Annotated in this window: 13 protein-coding genes and 3 pseudogenes; 8 read left to right on the plus strand and 8 right to left on the minus strand. The window is 48.9% G+C overall.

Going from position 1 to position 19601, the window contains the following annotated elements:
• Window positions 1-78: 78 nt before the first annotated feature.
• The 3 genes and pseudogenes from LC431_RS08000 to LC431_RS08010 form a co-directional block, all read right to left on the minus strand.
• Window positions 79-744: pseudogene (locus tag LC431_RS08000) on the minus strand (porin); the annotation flags it as partial.
• A gap of 611 nt (window positions 745-1355) precedes the next feature.
• Window positions 1356-1544, minus strand: coding sequence for a hypothetical protein (locus tag LC431_RS08005; RefSeq protein WP_037033048.1), 189 nt, complete (start codon window positions 1542-1544; stop codon window positions 1356-1358).
• Window positions 1545-1702: 158 nt separating this feature from the next.
• Complete coding sequence (locus LC431_RS08010; protein WP_119262438.1) at window positions 1703-2116, minus strand: hypothetical protein; 414 nt, start codon at window positions 2114-2116, stop codon at window positions 1703-1705.
• A 229-nt stretch (window positions 2117-2345) separates the two neighbouring features.
• Here LC431_RS08010 and LC431_RS08015 point away from each other — a divergent pair, with 229 nt between their 5' ends.
• Window positions 2346-3125 (plus strand): (S)-acetoin forming diacetyl reductase, encoded by a 780-nt coding sequence (locus tag LC431_RS08015; RefSeq protein WP_013577817.1) that lies wholly within the window; start codon window positions 2346-2348, stop codon window positions 3123-3125.
• 64 nt (window positions 3126-3189) lie between these two features.
• Here LC431_RS08015 and LC431_RS08020 read toward each other — a convergent pair whose 3' ends face one another.
• Entirely contained in the window at window positions 3190-4056 is an 867-nt protein-coding gene (locus LC431_RS08020) for a helix-turn-helix domain-containing protein (protein WP_013577818.1), read from the minus strand.
• Window positions 4057-4476: 420 nt separating this feature from the next.
• On the minus strand, window positions 4477-6075 hold the full coding sequence (locus LC431_RS08025) for a tannase/feruloyl esterase family alpha/beta hydrolase (protein WP_223509651.1): 1599 nt from the start codon (window positions 6073-6075) through the stop codon (window positions 4477-4479).
• A 337-nt stretch (window positions 6076-6412) separates the two neighbouring features.
• Here LC431_RS08025 and LC431_RS08030 point away from each other — a divergent pair, with 337 nt between their 5' ends.
• A complete protein-coding gene (locus LC431_RS08030) occupies window positions 6413-6580 on the plus strand; it encodes a YhfL family protein (protein ID WP_013577820.1) in 168 nt (55 codons plus the stop codon).
• Window positions 6581-6879: 299 nt separating this feature from the next.
• On the opposite strand, the gene ovoA is transcribed toward LC431_RS08030, so the two are convergent.
• Window positions 6880-9021, minus strand: coding sequence for a 5-histidylcysteine sulfoxide synthase (gene ovoA, locus LC431_RS08035; protein WP_223509652.1), 2142 nt, complete (start codon window positions 9019-9021; stop codon window positions 6880-6882).
• A 146-nt stretch (window positions 9022-9167) separates the two neighbouring features.
• The gene (locus tag LC431_RS08040; RefSeq protein ID WP_013577822.1) at window positions 9168-10292 is read right to left on the minus strand and encodes a site-specific integrase; all 1125 of its coding nucleotides are present in this window, start codon (window positions 10290-10292) and stop codon (window positions 9168-9170) included.
• 406 nt (window positions 10293-10698) lie between these two features.
• Here LC431_RS08040 and LC431_RS08045 point away from each other — a divergent pair, with 406 nt between their 5' ends.
• On the plus strand, window positions 10699-12246 hold the full coding sequence (locus tag LC431_RS08045; protein WP_013577823.1) for a PAS domain-containing methyl-accepting chemotaxis protein: 1548 nt from the start codon (window positions 10699-10701) through the stop codon (window positions 12244-12246).
• 72 nt (window positions 12247-12318) lie between these two features.
• On the opposite strand, the gene LC431_RS08050 is transcribed toward LC431_RS08045, so the two are convergent.
• Window positions 12319-13866, minus strand: coding sequence for a methyl-accepting chemotaxis protein (locus tag LC431_RS08050; RefSeq protein WP_013577824.1), 1548 nt, complete (start codon window positions 13864-13866; stop codon window positions 12319-12321).
• Window positions 13867-14713: 847 nt separating this feature from the next.
• Here LC431_RS08050 and tssB point away from each other — a divergent pair.
• From tssB to LC431_RS08075, 5 genes and pseudogenes are all read left to right on the plus strand, one after another.
• The gene (gene tssB / locus LC431_RS08055; protein WP_013577825.1) at window positions 14714-15208 is read left to right on the plus strand and encodes a type VI secretion system contractile sheath small subunit; all 495 of its coding nucleotides are present in this window, start codon (window positions 14714-14716) and stop codon (window positions 15206-15208) included.
• A 31-nt stretch (window positions 15209-15239) separates the two neighbouring features.
• Window positions 15240-16787 (plus strand): type VI secretion system contractile sheath large subunit, encoded by a 1548-nt coding sequence (gene tssC / locus LC431_RS08060; protein ID WP_134705435.1) that lies wholly within the window; start codon window positions 15240-15242, stop codon window positions 16785-16787.
• A gap of 15 nt (window positions 16788-16802) precedes the next feature.
• Window positions 16803-18062, plus strand: a complete 1260-nt coding sequence (gene tssK, locus LC431_RS08065; protein WP_223509653.1) for a type VI secretion system baseplate subunit TssK — start codon at window positions 16803-16805, stop codon at window positions 18060-18062.
• Window positions 17948-19276: pseudogene (locus LC431_RS08070) on the plus strand (DUF2345 domain-containing protein); the annotation flags it as partial. The gene tssK and the pseudogene LC431_RS08070, both read left to right, overlap by 115 nt.
• 15 nt (window positions 19277-19291) lie before the next feature.
• Window positions 19292-19601, plus strand: a pseudogene (locus LC431_RS08075) (hypothetical protein); the annotation flags it as partial.

Below are 19601 nucleotides of genomic sequence, written 5' to 3' on the forward strand. Positions count from 1 at the left end.
AAGGTGCCGTTTTGCAGAAGAATTTTGCAGGAGTTTTGCAGGGATGAACATTTACTCTTAATTAATAGTCAGTTAGCAGTTGATACCCATACCGAAGTCATAAGTGGTAGAAAGAGCATAGCCATCACCATTCTGATGACGAACATCGCGGCCATTATTCGTGCCTTCACCTGCTGGTGTATAGTTAATGTCTTCGCTGTTGTTATCGCCATCATTCGCACCCTGATATTGCAGTGCAAAGTTCCAGCCTTTTACTTCACCAAAGAAGTCTGTATTACGGTAAGTCGCAACGCCATTAGTACGACCAACCATAAAGTTATCAGAAGAGGTGTAGGTATCGCCGCCGAACACTGGCAGCATATCGGTCCAGGCTTCAATGTCATACACAACGCCGTAGTTACGGCCGTAATCGAATGAACCGAAGTCAGCGAATTTCAGACCTGCAAAGCCCAGACGGGTGGCGTTGCCTGATGTACCTGTACTTTCAGAATTATTAGCCTGGACGTTGTATTCCCACTGGCCGTAACCGGTCAGTTGATCGGTAATTTGGGTTTCACCTTTAAAGCCTACACGAACATAGGTTACGTCGCCGTCCTGACCTGCATCATCTGAAAATTGGTGACGTGCATCAACTTTGCCATACAGGTCCAGTTTATTGCCGTCTTTATTATATATTTCTGCGGAATGAGCTGCGCCTGCAACCAGTAATGCCGGGATAATAAGTGCCAATGCTTTTAATTTCATGATGTATTCCTTTATCATTTAATTGGATATTTGAATTTATTATATATGTATTTTCAATGAGTCAGACTCGTATTAATATTACCTACAGAGTTCCGTGGTTCTGTAGATAAATTATCGGTTTTAATTTTATTATTTATTACTAATTATTTCTGTCGGTATTATCAATATTTCGAATGAATGTTATAGTTAATTTCATATAAAATATGTATTTATAATTATATATTTTTCTGTGGTACTTTATTTCCGGGTTGTGGAATCATCACTGCAATCCTATTTACCCTTCCTTGGTTTTACTTATATTCTTTTTAGTCGCCGTTTTACCCCTGTTAACGGCGTTAGTATGTCGCCCCGCCTGACTGCGGGGCTTTTTTTTGCATAAAAAAACCCATAACCGGCGAAAGTTATGGGCTCAACAAATGAGAGAGAGAACTAAAATTTCTACGACGAGGTCAGAGAGACTTTCCACAACAACCTGCATAACAGATGTCACGGTTGCGTTATCCGCAGCGGAAACACCGGCTATTCAGGGTACAGCACATAATTTCAGGAGAAGGCTTCTCTCATGGCACAGCTCGTTCCAGTAACTGAACCGCAATAAACGGATATAACGATCAGGAGCGGCGAAACCAGGCCGGATCACTGTTCCCCACATCAATACCGTAAAGACAGCCTGTGGCGAGAAAGCTTTCCAGCAGACGGGATGTATCCTGCGCCCTCTCCGCTGGTGGATGACTGACCTTGCGGTGCGTGATACGTTGCCATAGCGAACGGCGCTCAGCAGTGTGTACAGTGATTGACATACAGGCCTCCGGTTAATCGCAGCTTCAAAATCAAAGCTTTCTTTAACGCTGGTTTCAAAATCGTGGCAAACGATGCCTGCCGCGGGAATGAACGTAGTAAACCTTTTATGAACGGCAAACTGAACCAACCATTTTTGCTTTCTTTATGAAGTTTTGAACTATAACTCCCGCAGCCAAACGCCTTCGCAGAACAGTTTTGCACAGGCCAGACTTTGCTGATGACGTAATGCCGGATCTGCGGGATCTTGCGCGAATTGTACCAGCATGCCGGTAAAACATTGCGCGAGCATGACGGCAGAAATTTCTTTGCGGAAAAGTTTGCTTTGCTGATTTTGCACGAGGTTTTCTGCCATCAGGTTGATCAGCAAACGCTGTGTCTCTTGCGCCAGAGGTGGCAGCAAAAACACCTGCTGCGTCAGTTCATTGTTTTCAGCGAAAAAATTCAGCAACTTGCGAAAGCAGAGCGCCATCCGGTCCAGTACCTGATTTTCGGCAACGTCAGGCGCAATCTGTAATGAACGCACCAGTGCAGTCAGGCGTTCACGGAAAAGAACAATATTATTGCCGGTCATTTCTGCATCCTTACTCTCTTACACGTATGCCATTCTAAACGACTTGCTGGCAGGAACAGCCATTTGCGTTTGACCAAATCAGAAAAAGTTAATGACCGTGCTTAACAATTGCACATTGGGAGCGGCAGGCGTAAACCAGTGGATAGCTCACGCAACGGCACCGGGTCGGGTAGACCGTGTCTTGCGCGCAGCACCTGAAGAAGATACCGAATACATAGAGGATAGTCGTATGTCTAAAAATGGAAAAGTGGCTTTAGTGACAGGTGGTGGTCAGGGGATCGGCCGCGCGATTGCACTGCGTCTGGCGAAGGATGGTTTTGCTGTGGCCGTGGTGGATTTTAATGGGGAAACAGCGAAAAAAGTTGCCGAAGAAATTAATCATGCCGGTGGTAAAGCCATTGCTCAGTTGGCGGACGTTTCAGACCGGGAGCAAGTTTTTGCTGCCGTAGAAGCGGCCACCAGGCAACTCGGTGGTTTTGATGTCATCGTTAATAATGCCGGGATTGCGCCGACGACACTGATTGAAGACATCACCCCGGAAATCGTCGATAAAGTTTATAATATCAACGTGAAAGGTGTCATTTGGGGCATTCAGGCGGCAGTCAAAGCGTTCAAGTCACAAGGGCATGGCGGCAAAATTATTAATGCGTCATCACAGGCCGGGCATGTGGGTAACCCTGAACTGGCGATCTACAGTTCGAGTAAATTTGCGGTGCGCGGGCTGACACAAACTGCAGCGCGTGACCTGGCCTCGCTGGGTATTACTGTCAATGCCTACTGTCCTGGGATTGTGAAAACGCCGATGTGGGAAGAAATAGACCGTCAGGTGTCAGCGGCAGCCGGAAAACCGGCGGGCTATGGTACACAAGAATTCGCCAAGAATATTACGCTGAAACGCCTTTCTGAGCCGGAAGATGTCGCGGCTTGCGTTTCTTATCTGGCCGGGCCGGATTCTGATTACATGACGGGTCAGGCTTTGCTGATCGACGGCGGTATGGTGTTCAACTGATCCCCTTTCCCGCCCGTCAGGCCTCTCATAATGAGGGGCTTTTTTGTTTCTCTTTTCTACCTGATCACTGTGTGGCCAGCGGAATATAGTATTCGCAGGTCACGCCTTTGAGCGCAGATTCACGCGAGTACTTCTCCAGGTCCGGTTGCATAATAAATTCAAGACCCAGCGTAGGCAAAAACACAGAATACAGATAAAGAATAAAATCGTTCAACCGGCTAAGATCGTACGGATAGTTGATCTTCAGATAACGGCTGGCCGGAACCAGGATGTTGTGGCTGTCGCTGGTGTGTACCTGATGTGCCACGGTGTAATCCATCTGCAACGCATTCGCCACTTCATCATTCGTATCAGGCCGGCAGTCCGACAATCCCCAGACCGGTGCCCGCAGAGATTCCGGTGTTTCCAGATAACGCAGCAACTCCGCGCGGTGAACGTGATTCTTACTGTTGAATAAGGCTTCAATGGGGTAAGAATGCGAGATCGTATCCCCTTCAAACGCCATCACCGGTAACTCTACGATTTCATATTCCGGCTGCGGAAACTCATCGACGGTAAGCGGCGCGGTGATCCCGTTCATGGTCCATGATGCATTGCGGCGATACGTACCGGGAGTTTCGGCGAAATTCTTCTTGAACGATCGGGTGAACGTTTGCTGCGAATCGTACGAGTAGTACAACGAAATATCGAGGATAGGCATATTGGTCAGACGCAACGCGATAGCGGCCATCGTGAGACGGCGGTCACGAATGTATTTACCTAGTGCGTAACCCGTTTTACTTTTAAACAAACGCTGAAGATACCATGGTGAATAGCCGGTTTTTTTTGAGGCTTTTTCCATGGTCAGACGATCACTTAAGTTGACTTCGATCCAGTAGAGTAACTCTTTGATCAAATCATCATGAAAATCAGGTTTTTGTTCGCTCTGCAAAATGAACTCCCTGTGCTGCAATAAAGTCGCGTGATTAGGACGCGACAGATTTTGAAATCATATGCACTACAATGGCATCCGCGCTCTGGCTAACGTTTTTTAGACATCAGAGGTTTCCTCACATACCGTTCGGCAGGCGTAAAGCTCATTTTCGATGGCGCGGTTAAGATTGTATTCTGCACAGTCTGCGCTCAGCCCGAGCGTTTCCAGGCGTGACATGGCATCCATGCTGCTTTACACAGATAAGCCACAGGAGTAACCGAAGAAAAGTAGATAGCTGAGGATAATGCCAAGACTTGAACGGATGTTCAAGTTATTTGAGAACGCTCATTCACCTGTGAATTTATATAGGTAAATGACTTGCAATCTCCTGCAAAAGCATACCCGCCGAGGCAGGCAGAAAAGTGAATATGAGAAATATTATCTGGCGGAACAGGTAAAACTGGAGGCCATTTTCGTGTCACCCTGTCCGTTGTATCGTGGGAATAACGGATAATCACACAACGGCATTTCGCGCCCGGCAGTTGCTTTGTTTGTATCAATCATCACTTGCTGACCCGGATCTATCCCATGAACAACCCATTTATCCAGGGTTCCTAATGAATCCCAACTCACCCGATATGTCCCGCTGCTGTGCGTGAAACCCGGTGCCAGGTAGAAACGGGCAAACTGATGAAGTTCTTGCTCACCAAATTCAGCTTTCAGCTTCTCGTAATACGCTACGGTGTTTCCCGGCGGAACAGCCATATCCGCCGTGCCATGCATCAGTAAAAGTTTGCCTCCATGCTGCACAAAAGTGTGAATATCGGCACTATCATTATCGATTTGTGCTGCCAGTTCTTTCAGCCTCGTCTCATGGGCTGCGGGATTAAACTGAAGAGAGTCGTAATTTGCATCTCGCATCACTTCGTAGCGGACAGCTTGGTCGCCCATCATGTAAGGGAATGAAATAATGATATTACTGGCTTCTGGTTTTGGCTTGTTTGCACCGGAACCAAAAACACTGACTAACGCAGAAGCGTCTGCACCACGTAAAATTGGCCATGGGGCAAAGTGATCGCCAGTTAGCAGGTTGACACCCAGAGGCACCGGTTTATTAAGCATCTGGACCAGCGCGATTTGCGTATCTGAAAGGCAGTTGGCGCCTATATCTTTCCCATCCGGGCAGCGCAGATGAGCCAGTTTAAATGTCGAACTGCAGGCATCCGGATTGGCGACTACACCATCAGCCAGACCATCCAGTTTGTCACAGGCACCGGTAACGGCATTGGCAATCAGTGCGGCTTTGGCCGGCGAAATCCACGCGCCCGGCGTGTTGTAGATTGCCTTCCCGATACTGATCCCGGCCATGTGCAGTTCAACGACGTTATACACCGGATGAATGGCAATCGCGCCGTCATAGTCAAGCGGGAAGCGCTGGATCGCCGCAAGCGCTTCGTGGCCGCCTTGCGAATTACCCTGAAAATACATGTGAGCAGGTTTTCGACCATAAGCCTGTTGGATCAAGGCAACGGCCACATCGTGTGTTTTCTTGATTTGCCCACCGGCAAAGTTATCCCAGGCTTCCCCGTTAAGGGTAAAGGAAGCATCGGATACTCCACCCTGATGGCCTGAATCACTGCCAAACGTGGCATAACCTTGCTTTATTGCGCCGGGTGTTGCTGCCGGCGCCAAACGTGCTGTATCAGCGTCTTTAATCGCACCGTCAAAACCACTGCCACCCAGTTGCAGGGCTTTACCATTCCAGTCAAGCGGCAGGTAAAGCTGAAAATTAATATCGGGCGCGTTGAGATCGACGGGCCTGATCTGCCCTTCAATCTTGCAATGTTGATTACCCGGATGGCCCGCCATTGCCACTGTGGTGACCCGCGCCCCCCTTGTCGGAAGCCCGATTGCGTCTGCATTGATATGCACATTTTTTAAGGCGAGGCACTGTGCTTCGGTGAGGCCTTTTTCAGGGGCAGCTAAAACAGTAGCGGTGAACAGCATAAGCAAGCAGAGGCAGAAGGGAGCTTTCATCAGACAACGTTCATTCCGGCGGCTAAGTAGCGGCAGTTTGTCATTAAATGACCTTTTAAAGAAGTCTTTTGACTATTCAGTGTTTAAAAAAATGGTCACAATATGCATTAATTATATATCTGATGAATATTAATCTCTCGGAAAATTATCGACATCATTGAGTTTATAAACATATTAATAATGAATATCTTAAAGTAAAGCAAGGCAGGGTAATATTAAAAATGCGCAGTGATGGGTATTTATTTGCCTGTTATGGATGTTAAGCGTATATTCGCGTTTGCCTGAATTTAAAATGACGGCCTATATACATAATCATCTATTTTAAAAAGGAATTTATATGAAAAACTTATTTAAGTTAGCTCTTCTCGCTGCGGTAGTTACTACACTTTCAGGCTGTACCGGTAGCGTTTTTAATAAAGAGAAAAATTGTGACTATACTTATTTGCTGCACCCTGCGATTTCAATTTCTAAAATGATCGGGGGTTGTGGTCCGGCAGAGAAATAAGTAGCGAGTTTTGTCATGCCGGACCTCAGTGTCCGGCATTTGCTATTCTGCAACGCCTGAATTCATAATCTTTACCGTTTCCCCCTTTTTTCATTACCGAGCCATAAGATCATACGAGCCCAATTTTAGTTACAACATACATATGCCAGATAAATCAAAAACACCGAAAACTTAACCAAAAGTGTCTTCTGTATTTCTTCAGGACGAACGTGTCTTAGATTTATTGACCAGCCTCCCATCAGCACGGATAAAAAAATGGCCGCATAAGCGACCATTAACCTCTTTCAGAAAGAGAGAATTTACCGCTTACGCCACAGTGTAAGTTCCGCTACGGTATGCTGGAATTTCCTCGCCGTTTCACGGATCACAAACGAAACATCTGCCGGTTGCCTAACCTCTTCAAATCCACTCGCCAGCAAACGTTTCAACGCCTGATGCGTCGTAACAGCTTCACCATTTTCCCGGAACCCGCCCAGCCAGTGCTCTTTCGGTGTAAACTCTTCGAGCCAGGTGTAAGGTGAAGAAAGCATGAGTAAGCCGCCAGAACGAATCATTGGCGTAATATCTGTCAGAAAACGTGCAGGTTCACGCAGTCGATCCAGCAAATTAGCCGCCAGGACCAGATCATATAATTCCGCCTGTGGCTTCAGGTTACACGCATCACCCTGCACAAAATTCACCCGCACTGTCTGCTCTGCTGAGATATTGACATCAGCGAGCGAAGCCTGGCAATAATCCACCAGTTCGCCCTCCTCCGGGATTACATACCGACAGGCTTCACCGCGTGCCAAAGCCAGAGCGACATCAATAAATCGCGCGGAATAATCCATTCCAACCACAGAGTCGAAATGACGCGCAAGTTCAAAACTGGCACGTCCCGTAGCACACCCGATATCCAGCGCCCTGCCACGATTAACTGTATTTTCAACTGCAATATCAACCAGTTGAACTGCATAATTCGTTACGTCGAAATGACGCGGACCGTACTGGAAATCAAGATACTGCGCCACCAGCCCGTCAGTTTCATAAGGATTCACTTTCACCACTTCCTGATGGCTGGAAATCACATAGCGGAAACCGGCATGCTGGAAAAAGTGGCGACGAAAAGCATAACGCGAAGATTTTAGCGCTTCATTGCCCGTTGAAATCCAGCTTCCGCCTTTGATCATGGAATGTTTACCATCGAATGTTGGCGTCGAAAAATCATCATATAAAGGATGAACACGAAAGCCGTCAAATCCATTGATCGGCGTAGACGCCCATTGCCAGACATTCCCCACAACATCATAAAAATCACCTTGTTCGAAATGATCAACCGGACAGGATGATGCCCACCATGCGAGGTTGATATTTCCCGGTGCTGTTTCCCAGTCTGGCTGATCACCCTGCACCTGATTACGCAGAATCATCCATTCAGCTTCAGTCGGCAACTGTACTGATTCACCGGTCTGCGCCGCTTTCCAGCGACAGAATGCTGCCGCTTCCAGTTGATTAACTTCAGCAGGCCAGTCCCATGGCATCGGCACTTCTTCCGTCATCAGGCGAAGTTTCAGCCGTTCAGGTTCCCGGGGCGAACCCACCCAGAAAGTGGGCATTTCAGCCCGCGCAAAATCCCGCCAGCCAAGCCCTTCTTCGTCCCACCACTGGGCATCGTGATAGCCGTCCGCCTGTATGAAAGTATAAAATTCAGCGTTACTGACCAGCATCTTACTGGCACTAAATGCCTGAATTTTCTGTTGAGATGTGCCGTATTCGTTATCCCAGCCGTAGGTATCATCCTGCTTACCCAGCGTGACAATGTCACCTTTCACCGCCAGCATAGTGTTATCAGGTACGCTGTTGCGGTCATGACGGGCGATTCCACACACCGGCCAGTGAGATTGTGGCTTAACCCATTCCACCGGCAACTGACGGATCAATACACTGGATGTTTCCAGATGAATGCGCTCATGTTCAATGCCCATCAGAATCACCCAGGCAGGGCTGTCCCATCCGATGGGTAAACTCAGCGCCATGGTGTCAATAATACCGAGCACTTCTTCACGTACTTTGTCGCGGTATTGACGCAAGTTAACAACTGATGGCCAGTTATAGTTCTGATCGTCGAGATCATCCCAGCTCATTTCATCCACACCGATCGCCAGCATCGCTTCGATGTGTGAATCAACACGTTGAGGAATCAGCCCCGCAGCCATCAGCTTATTAATATAAAAAGTGGCGGTATGACCGAAATAAAAAATCAGCGGGTGGCGAAGCGAAATTGCCTTATTGAAATAGGCTCTTTCATCAGCGAGACAATCAAACAGGCTCTCGTACAGCTCCCAGGTTTGAATGAAATAATCGCGAATTTCCTGACGTTTTTCTTCCGCTGTTCCGGTGCTTAGCAAAATGGTCTGCGTCGGTTCTGGCAACCCGATAGCCTTGTTTTGTGTTGAAAGCATTATTAGTCCTCTGTCTTCTTGCGTTGCCAAATCAATACACAATTGTAGCAGGTCACATCTTTGGCTTATTCCCGGTCTGGTTTTTACCGACTTTATATTCTCAATCGTCAGACATTAACATAACCTTAAAATCGGGCCTATGCTCGCTATCTCTCCATAAACAACAGCGAACTTTCACGAACATGCAGAGATTCGCCCTCAAAATGATGACGTAAATCGTAGTAATCTGGTGCATCAATGATGCCCTGAATATTGTCAGAAAATGCTTCCAGCGCCTGTTTCATCTGCGGCAGATAATCGTGAGTGTCATAAACACGGTCGATCCCTTCAAGCGAATGATTCATAATTTTGCGCGCAACATCATTCGGCACATTCAGGGAGGATAACTTGGAACGCGCCGTACGGCGTAAATCACGGGTGGTAAAAGCATCAATCCCCGGACCCCGTTCCGCACGTAGCAGGCGGCGTATAACCTGTGTCACCGCACCGCGTGATAACGGTCTTTGTGCATCGAGCGGTGAAGGCACCAGCCAGGGACTGTGTTTCGGACTGGCTGATAGAAGAGCATTGATGCAGGTGATCATTAATGGCGTCAGCGGCAGGTTGTGATCACGGGCCGATTTATTGCGCGTACCCTGTCGCCAGATGCCGATCTGCAAATGGAACTCATCTTTTCTGGCGCGCACCACTTCATCTGGTCGTCGTGCAGTCAGCAGGCACAAGCGCAATGCCCAGCGACATTGTTCAGAAATATCCCATAAATCAAGGCTATGCCAGAAAACCCAGATTTCAGCATCGGTTAACGTTCGTTCGCGTGGCGGGGTATTCCGGCCGCCGACGTCGCGGCGCTTCATGGTACTTAGTGGCGAATGTGCCAGATATCCCTGGGTTTCTGCCCAGCCAAAAAATTGCTTACAAAGCGCGAATACCCGTTTTGCTTCTGAAACTTTCCCGTCCGCCAGCAGTACATTAAACAAACGGTTCAGTCGTAAACGGGTGATTTTATTCAGAGGCACTTCGCCGATCACTGGCAACACATGTTTCATCAGGGATGAAACAGCAATTTCTGGCCGGCGTCGTGTCAGGATCAGTGAAAGCCGGATCCAGATATTGATCACCTGCCCGACCGTTGCATTGCCCTCCTCATCAAAATCATCCAGTTTGGCAAGCGGTGTCATTTTCACATTCTGCAGATAAGCCAAAACATGCTGACCAACATTTCCGGCAGCAAAATCTCCTTCGACTGTTGTTACGGATCCGATCTTACTCATCTGCCCAATTTCACCTCAAAAATCACAGGCCGGAGTTATAACAAGCCTGAGGATCTTAGGCAAAAGGTTTATGACTCCAGACCTATTAAGTCTGGAGTCACACAGATCATTAATAACGAAAAATAGAGCGATTATGAAGGGGATTTATGGTGAGCCAGCCGTTGTGTGTTGTTCATAAAATCAACAGACATGATGATATAACGCATATTTTTTACTCATATCTTCGTTATACGTTATGAATTGGCGAAAAAACCGACGTTTTCACCCGTATGCATTCGCCCTAATAACGGTTGTCGTCATAAATAACGTCATGTTTCCCTAAAGAAAATTTTGCTTATGCCGAAATGTTAATAGTTAAGGATCCTTAATCTCACTTAAACCGCAGTCTGGCCATGGAAATGTCACTATGCGCAATAATCAGCCAATATCACAACGGGAATATCAATACCCTGACGACGCAACATTGATGTCAACGACAGATGCCGAAAGCCGTATTACCTACGCCAACGATGCATTTATAGAAGTTAGCGGTTTTGCCAGTGAAGATATTATCGGGCAGCCTCACAATGTTGTGCGCCATCCCGATATGCCTCCTTCGGCATTCAAAGATATGTGGGCTACATTACAACAGGGTTTCCCCTGGACAGCACTGGTGAAAAACCGCCGCAGCAATGGCGATCATTATTGGGTACGTGCCAACGTCGTACCGATCATTCGTGGCGGTAAAACCAAAGGTTACCTTTCTGTCCGCACCAAACCGACTACTGCAGAGATTAATGCAACCCAGGCGCTTTATGACAAAATGAATCGCGGTGAACTGAACAACCGCCGCTTGCATCGGGGATTGTTGATCCGTACCGGCATTACCCGCAGTTTTTCTATTTTAAAAACGCTTTCTGTGCGCTGGCGGATCCGCAGCGGTTTGCTGGTTTTACTCGTCCTTAACTCACTCGTCATTTCTGCGCTGACTGCCCTGCCCGTGATACAGATGAATACCGCATTGGCACTCAATGCATTTTTCATTCTGTTGCTGAATTTCTGGATGGAATGGCAGATTACCCGCCCGGTCGAACAGCTTTGCAGTCAGACCTTGCGCGTTGCCAGCGGCGCGAGTCATACGATCACGCCAATGGAGCGGGTCGATGAAATTGGTATGACGTTACGATCTGTTGGCCAGCTCGGATTGATTTGCCGTTGGATGGTGGATGATGTCAACGACCAGGCGCACAAAGTCCGCACGGCCAGTGAGTCACTGGCGAATGGTAATGAAGCCCTGAGTCAACGTACTGAACAAACTGCCGCTAACGTTGGACAAACTGCTGCAGCAATGAATGAGATGAGCACGACAGTTGAAAGCAACACACAGACGGCAGCCGAAGCCGACAAACTTTCACTGATAGCAAGTGCGGCGGCAGAAAAAGGCAGCAATGCTATGCAGGAAGTTGTCGGCACTATGCAGGAAATCACCGGCAGTTCGCGACAAATTGCCACCATCACCAATGTTATTGATGGCATCGCTTTCCAGACGAACATTCTGGCGCTCAATGCCGCAGTTGAAGCGGCTCGCGCGGGTGAACAAGGCAAAGGCTTCGCCGTGGTTGCCGGAGAAGTGCGCAGCCTGGCACAACGAAGCGCTAGCGCAGCCAGCGAAATTAAACGCCTGATCGACAGCAGTGTGGAAACGGTAGTGTCGGGATCGAAGCAGGTTGATCAGGCAGGGAAAACGATGGCCGACATCGTCTCTCAGGTGCGAAATGTGACGTCACTCATCGGGCAAATCCGAAGCGCCACTGGCGAACAAAATCAGGGATTACTGGATATTGCCAAAGCCATTGAAGAACTGGACCGCATCACACATCAAAATTCCATTCAGGTTCAGGAAGGTGCCAATGCTTCTTCAGGTCTGAAGCAACAGGCCGACCGTCTGGTTGAAGCCGTGGGGGTGTTCCGGTAACGTTATTCAGTAAAATAGAGGCGGCTAATCACCGCATCTATTTCAATAAGCTATGTCATTACAACGATCTGATTACACTGTTGCCAGTCTGAACGCTGATACTGAGCGGGTCAGATGAAGAACCTGTTCTTCCAGCGAGGCCGCTGCGGCAGCCGATTCCTGAACCAGCGCTGCGTTTTGTTGCGTCACGCCATCAATTTCTGTCACCGCCTGTTCAATCTGGCTAATCCCGCGGCTTTGTTCATCAGAGGCTATCGAGATATGTTCCATTAATATATTAATCTGAGTGACAGAGGAAATGATCGCTGAAATGGAATCGCCAGTGCGTGAGACCTCATCCGACCCTTCGCGAATATTCGCCACCGATTCAGAAATCAGACTTTCGATTTCTTTTGCTGCCATGGCGCTGCGCTGCGCCAGACTGCGCACTTCACTGGCCACCACTGCAAATCCACGCCCCTGCTCACCCGCGCGTGCCGCTTCAACAGCGGCATTGAGCGCCAGAATGTTTGTCTGAAAAGCGATACTATTGATCACACCTGTAATATCTTCGATTTTTTTCGAACTGCTGTTAATACGTCCCATCGTACCAATCACGTCCTGAGCGACTTTCTCGCCTGCGCGCGCGTTTTGGACAGCTTCACGTGTCAGACTGCTTGCCCGGGAGACATTTTCGGTATTTTGTTTTACCGTCGCACCAAGTTCTTCCATGCTGGCGGCGGTTTGTGTCAGCGCTGCGGCCTGTTGTTCAGTGCGGGAAGCCAGATCAATATTACCTGCGGAGATTTCCTGCGATGCATGCGCCACGGTATGGCTGGTGTCGCGTACCTGCCTTATAATTCTGGTCAGCGACTGACGCATATGTTCTATCGACTGCATCAACTCTTCAATCTCACTGCGGGATTTGGCCTTCACCGGTACTGGCGTATCGAGATAACCTTCAGCAATCTGACGGCAGTGATCGCGAGAACTCAGCAGCGGTAGCAGAACAAAGCGCTTCATTAACACCAGAACACTGATAATGATGATCAGAAATAACAAACCAAAACCGACCGTCAAACCGATACCAAATTTGAAATGACTTTGTGCAACATTATTAAGATTTTTTGCGTACTGTTCATGGAGGGCCAACACTTTATCCAACACGATTTCATACTGACGATCGAGTTTCACCACCGCAGGGATCCGGGCTTTGAACGCTGCCTGATCACCGGACTTTGCAGCGTCAATCAAGGGCTGGATACCGTTCTGGCGATAGTCCTGGTACGTATTGCGGTATTCATCGGCCAGTTCACTTTCACCAGGCAATTTCGGCACATCAAGATACGTCTGAAACGCCGCATCGGCTTTACCGATGACCTCAGTGACTCCGTCCAGAGCAGATTTTGACTGCTGACCGTCTCCATTTTCAATTTCTTTCATATATTCCATCACGCGAACACGCGAGGTTCGGCTGTGGTTAATGGGGTCGATAATAGAAAGCACCACACGGATTTCCTTGTTCACATCATCCAGTGAATGATTACTCCGGGTGAGCAGCCAAACATTCGAAAGCATACTGGTGAAAAAGAGTGCGAAAAGAATAACAAGAACAAGTAAAGACGACTTTTTAAGCGACATCGGGAGATTCTCAAAATAAAGCGGGAATCTGTTTATCGGCATTCCTGTTCAAATATTTAATATTTCCAGCGCACTATCTGCAATTTGTGGCACGATGATCGACCGTAGGAGAAATTTCCGAACATGTTTTAAAGACGTTTACTGCAGTCAAAACACCTGTGAGTAATCTGAGTGTTTTCCAAAAAATTATTGTCAACACTTACATTAAAGATATAAATATGACCTCATGCAGGATACTTACCCCCCTGCTTATCGTTATTAATACAACTAACCCCACTAAAAATGAAAAAATTTTCATGAAACTTTTTTTGAAAATTAATTGTAAACATTATCACCGTGAATACTATTATTGTTTTTTATAGAGAAATGATTATGAATTAAATACGATACTGAGTTAAGTTGAATGGTTTTAATGAAGCAATTTAAAAGAATAGTTAATTTATTTTTTGTCACTTTTCACTTGAATCTGCATACCCTCATAAAATTTTACTTAAGTCACACCCGCATTCTATAAGGCCTGCTGCAAGTTTGGATAAAACTCCTATATATCAATGAACATAAGCGAGTGTGTCACGCCGCACCAATAGAAATGTTTTGTTACACCATTTAAATGTCAATGCTGCGTAATATTTACCTAAAATGTCACCACAGGTATTTACCTGCAATATTATTTTCAGAAAAATTCAAAACACACTGCGAAATGTTTCTCATAAATATTTTGAATCGCTTGTGACCCTGAATTATTCCGAAGTTTTCCTCGGAAAAGGATGTAGTTTTGGCAGGGTTGCCAATATCATATTTTAAGAATCATTGGCAGCGTTTATCACTCTATAAGTAAGGGATAAGCATGTCTAATAGCTTCCAGAATGAAATTCCGAAAGCGCGCGTTAACATAAAACTTGATCTACACACTGGCGGCGCACAGAAGAAAGTCGAATTACCATTAAAATTGATGGTAATGGGTGATTACAGTAATGGAAAAGAGAACCGTCCGTTATCTGAACGCGAAAAAGTTAACATTAATAAGAATAACTTTAACAGCGTACTGGCTGAATTCAGCCCTTCACTGAACCTGACCGTGGAAAATACGCTAACAGGTGATCGCAGCGAAGAAAATATCTCTCTAAATTTCAATGAAATGAAAGATTTTGAGCCAGAACAGGTTGCCCGTCAGATCCCCCAACTGCGCGCGATGCTGGCAATGCGTAACTTATTACGTGACCTCAAATCCAATCTGCTCGACAACGTCACCTTCCGTAAAGAGCTCGAAGCCATTCTAAAAGATCCTGCGCTGAGCAATGAACTGCGCACTGAACTTAATGCCCTGGCGCCAAAGGCGTAATTGCCTCCACTTAATGGATTAATGCGAGATAATGCTCATGTCAGTCAACACTGAAAACTCTTCTTCCAGCCAGACAACGGTTCTGGATCGCCCTGAAGCCGGTACGGTATACGCTTCCCTGTTTGATAAAATCAACCTGACGCCTGTGTCCTCACTGGGTGATCTGAACGATTTTCAGGATACGTCTGCGCTGGCCGATGTCACCGCTGATCAGCGTGTCACTGCCGCTGTACAGGTCTTCCTTGAGCGCCTGAAGCTGTCCGGTCAGACGGTTGAACGTCTGGACAAAACCCTGCTCGATCATCATATCGCCGAACTCGACAGCCAGATCAGCCGTCAGTTGGATGTGGTCATGCATCACCCGGAATTTCAGCGTATTGAATCCGGCTGGCGTGGTCTGAAGTTCCTGGTTGATCGTACTGATTTCCGCCAGAACGTAAAAATTGAACTGCTGGATGTGTCTAAAGACGACCTCCGTCAGGACTTCGAAGATTGTCCTGAGATCATCCAGAGCGGCCTGTACCGCCATACCTACATTCAGGAATATGACACTCCGGGCGGCGAGCCAATCGGTTCTGTGATTTCCAACTACGAGTTTGACGCGTCGGCGCAAGATGTCGCCCTGCTGCGTAACATTTCTAAAGTATCTGCCGCTGCGCATATGCCATTCGTCGGTGCGGTCGGCCCTAAATTCTTCCTGAAAGATTCCATGGAAGAAGTGGCGGCGATTAAAGATATCGGCAACTACTTTGACCGTGCGGAATACATCAAGTGGAAATCCTTCCGCGATTCTGACGATTCCCGCTATATCGGTCTGACCATGCCGCGCGTACTCGGTCGCCTGCCGTATGGTCCGGATACCGTTCCTGTTCGCAGCTTCAACTACGTTGAAGAAGTGAAAGGTCCGGATCACGAGAAATATCTGTGGACAAACGCGGCGTTCGCCTTTGCGGCCAACATGGTGAAAAGCTTCATCAAAAATGGCTGGTGTGTGCAAATCCGTGGCCCACAGGCGGGCGGTGCAGTGACTGATCTGCCGATCCATCTGTACGATCTCGGCACCGGCAATCAGGTGAAAATCCCGTCAGAAGTGATGATCCCGGAAACCCGCGAATTTGAATTTGCCAATCTGGGCTTTATCCCGCTGTCTTACTACAAAAACCGCGATTACTCCTGCTTCTTCTCCGCGAACTCTGCGCAGAAACCGGCGCTGTACGATACTGCCAATGCCACTGCAAACAGCCGCATCAATGCACGCCTGCCGTACATCTTCCTGCTTTCACGCATCGCACACTACCTGAAGCTGATTCAGCGGGAAAATATCGGCACCACCAAAGACCGTCGTCTGCTGGAACTGGAACTGAACACCTGGATCCGTACGCTGGTCACTGAAATGACTGACCCGGGCGACGACCTGCAAGCCTCTCACCCGCTGCGTGACGCCAAAGTGACCGTCGAAGATATCGAAGACAACCCGGGCTTCTTCCGCGTGAAACTGTACGCCGTACCGCACTTCCAGGTGGAAGGGATGGACGTGAATCTGTCACTGGTTTCTCAGATGCCTAAAGCGAAAGCGTAAGAGGCCGGAGTGGTAATGAAAATTTATCGACCACTATGGAGTGAGGGGGCATTGCTGTCCCCTCAGCAGTTCCAGCAGCAGGCTTTATGGGAAGCACATAGTAATCAATGTGTTGCCCACCTGTCCGTTGTTAATCCCTGGGGCGTAGCCACAGCTGAGTTTGATGAAGGCTTGCTGAGTGTCAGACGCCTGCAAGCACTACAGCTGACCGTGCGTCTGCCTGACGGTTCTCTGATAGATACCGGGAGCAGCGATCTTCTCCCCCCTGCCCGGGATTTATCTCAGGATATTCCGGCACAAGTCAATGAGCTTACGGTGATGCTGGCGATGCCGTTATTGCAGGCAAACAGCAGCAACGTGCAACTCACTGACAACGCAGGGGATCGCCCGCTTCGTTATCGTCAGGAATGGGTGAAGGTTCAGGATGCATTCGGTCAGGAAGAAGAGTCCATGGCGGTGGCCCGTTATGCCTTGTCTCTGCGTTTTGACATAGAACAGAACGAGGAATACCTGATCTGTCCTGTATTACGTCTGGTTCGCGACGGTCAAGGCGGCTGGAGAAATGACAATACGTTTATTCCTCCGTTGCTGGCAATGTCCGCTCATCACGGGCTGGTATTGGACATGGAACAAATTCTCACACAATTACAGGCTAAACGCCGCCGCCTGATGGGCATGCGCCGTGAGAGCAATCAGCGTATGGCCGATTTTGCCGTCGCAGATGTATCACTGTTCTGGCTGCTTAATGCCCTCAATACGCACGTTTCGGCATTATCTGAACTGGTTAAAAATCCGGCGCGACACCCTGAACAAGTCTGGTTTGAATTATCGAAACTGGCGGGGAGTCTGCTGACGTTTTCCCTGGAACATGATATCGAAGCGATACCGGCTTACGACCATGCGTCCCCAGAGACCGTTTTCCCGCCTTTACTTGACCTGATCGGGGAGCTACTGGAAGCCAGCCTTCCCTCGCGCGTTATCTCGCTGGAAATGCACAAGATCAATGGCCAGCAGTGGAAAGCGCCTCTTAATGACAGTCGCCTGCGTGAAGACGCGGACTTCTACCTGTCAGTGCGCTCAACACTGCCCGCTTATCAGCTGATTTCCCAGTTCCCTGCCTTGTGTAAAGTCGGGGCTCCGGACGATGTCAATAATATTGTTACCGCGTACGGATTGACGGCGACCGCGCGTCGGCCGATGCCGGTTATGCGTACCTGTGGGTGCGCCTCGCCAAACCCTACGGCGGCGACGGCTACGGCTGGCATATGCCGCTGACCGACGGCACCGAAGTGGCGATTGCCTTTGACGGCGGCGACCCTGACCGGCCGTATATCGCCGCCGCGCTGCACGACTCTGAACATCCCGACCACGTGACCGGACTTAACCACACCCGCAACGTTCTGCGCACCCCGTCAAATAACAAGCTGCGGATGGAGGACCGGCGCGGTGAGGAGCACATCAAACTCGCCACCGAATACGGCAAAACCCAGCTGAATAGCGGGCATATCGTCGATGCGCAAAACGCGCCGCGCGGCGAAGGTTTCGAGCTGCGCACCGACGAACACGGCGTCCTGCGCGGCGGTAAGGGTGTCTTTCTCAGCGCGGACGCACAGCCGCAGGGTCAGGGTCAGGTGCTGGATAACAGCGCGGCGATGGCTGAAATCGACTACCTGCAGCGTCAGGTAAAGGCCCTCAGCCAGGCCGCCGCCGAAGCCAGCGCGCTGGAGGCCGACATCGCGGCGCAAATCGCGATGTTCAGCGAACGGCTGAAGCCGATAAATCAGGTGGTGCTGGCCAGCGCGCCACAAGGCATGGCGCTGACCAGCGGCGAGCATATGCAACTGGCGGCGACCCAAAACATGATACTGAACGCCGGTAACAATGCGGATATCGGGGTGATTAAGAACCTGACCGTCAACACTGGTGAGGAAATGGGCATCTTTGCCCTGAAGGGTGAAATGAGCCTGAAGGCCAGCGAGGGCAAGGTCGACGTTCAGGCGCAGAACAACCAGCTGGCGCTTGCGGCGGGCAAAAAAGTGAGCATCACGGCGGTGGACGGCGACATCCTGTTCAGCGCGAAAAAGCGCATCACGCTGATTGGCGGCGGCAGCTATCTCATCCTGCAGGACGGCAAAATTGAGTACGGCACGGCCGGTGAATATTTCAGGAAAACGCCGCATACGGTGCTGACGGTGGCGAACCCTGTGCGACTGAAAATGCCCTATCTTCCGGGGGGCGGGAAGTTCGACCTGGCGCTGGATTTCAGGGATGAAGACTCAAATGCCATAGCCAACGCGGATTACCGCATCATATTCGAAAGCGGTTCGGTACTGGCTGGCAAGCTTGATGAACAGGGATATGCATTGCATAAAAATGTGCCGTTTGAATCAGCCAGTGTGGAATACGTTTTGCCCGAACCCTTACCGGATCCGGACTGGGAACGCTACACCTCACTTGATGCGGCAACGGACAGCCTTTTAACGAAATAACAGGGACAATCACCAATGGATGACGATTTCGAAAAGGCGCTGGCATTTTTCACCCCGCCGCCTGACAGCTGGGTCTGCAGCGGGCAAAGAAAAATTGAGGCCGCAGGGCAATGGATTTGGGAAATCCTGCAGGGAGATTTCAATACCGGACAAACCACCGGACAGGTCGTCACGGGGACGGTGATTTCCATGATCCCGTTTGTGGATCAGCTCTGCGATATCCGCGATCTGGTGGCTAACTGCAAAAAAATTAATGAAGACGACAGCGACACCTGGGCATGGGTTGCGTTATGCCTGACATTGATCGGCTGCTTCCCGGTGTTAG

Source organism: Rahnella sp. GSA61A, from assembly GCF_019969905.1.
In the GTDB taxonomy this organism is placed as follows: domain Bacteria; phylum Pseudomonadota; class Gammaproteobacteria; order Enterobacterales; family Enterobacteriaceae; genus Rahnella; species Rahnella aceris.

Coding starts and splice junctions, on each gene's coding strand:
- tssK (WP_223509653.1), top strand. CDS start 16,803: ATGAAAATTTATCGACCACTATGGAGTGAGGGGGCATTGCTGTCCCCT.
- ovoA (WP_223509652.1), bottom strand. CDS start 9,021: ATGCTTTCAACACAAAACAAGGCTATCGGGTTGCCAGAACCGACGCAG.
- LC431_RS08030 (WP_013577820.1), top strand. CDS start 6,413: ATGAAAAACTTATTTAAGTTAGCTCTTCTCGCTGCGGTAGTTACTACA.
- LC431_RS08015 (WP_013577817.1), top strand. CDS start 2,346: ATGTCTAAAAATGGAAAAGTGGCTTTAGTGACAGGTGGTGGTCAGGGG.
- LC431_RS08010 (WP_119262438.1), bottom strand. CDS start 2,116: ATGACCGGCAATAATATTGTTCTTTTCCGTGAACGCCTGACTGCACTG.
- LC431_RS08025 (WP_223509651.1), bottom strand. CDS start 6,075: ATGAAAGCTCCCTTCTGCCTCTGCTTGCTTATGCTGTTCACCGCTACT.
- LC431_RS08050 (WP_013577824.1), bottom strand. CDS start 13,866: ATGTCGCTTAAAAAGTCGTCTTTACTTGTTCTTGTTATTCTTTTCGCA.
- LC431_RS08045 (WP_013577823.1), top strand. CDS start 10,699: ATGCGCAATAATCAGCCAATATCACAACGGGAATATCAATACCCTGAC.
- tssC (WP_134705435.1), top strand. CDS start 15,240: ATGCTCATGTCAGTCAACACTGAAAACTCTTCTTCCAGCCAGACAACG.
- LC431_RS08040 (WP_013577822.1), bottom strand. CDS start 10,292: ATGAGTAAGATCGGATCCGTAACAACAGTCGAAGGAGATTTTGCTGCC.
- tssB (WP_013577825.1), top strand. CDS start 14,714: ATGTCTAATAGCTTCCAGAATGAAATTCCGAAAGCGCGCGTTAACATA.
- LC431_RS08005 (WP_037033048.1), bottom strand. CDS start 1,544: ATGTCAATCACTGTACACACTGCTGAGCGCCGTTCGCTATGGCAACGT.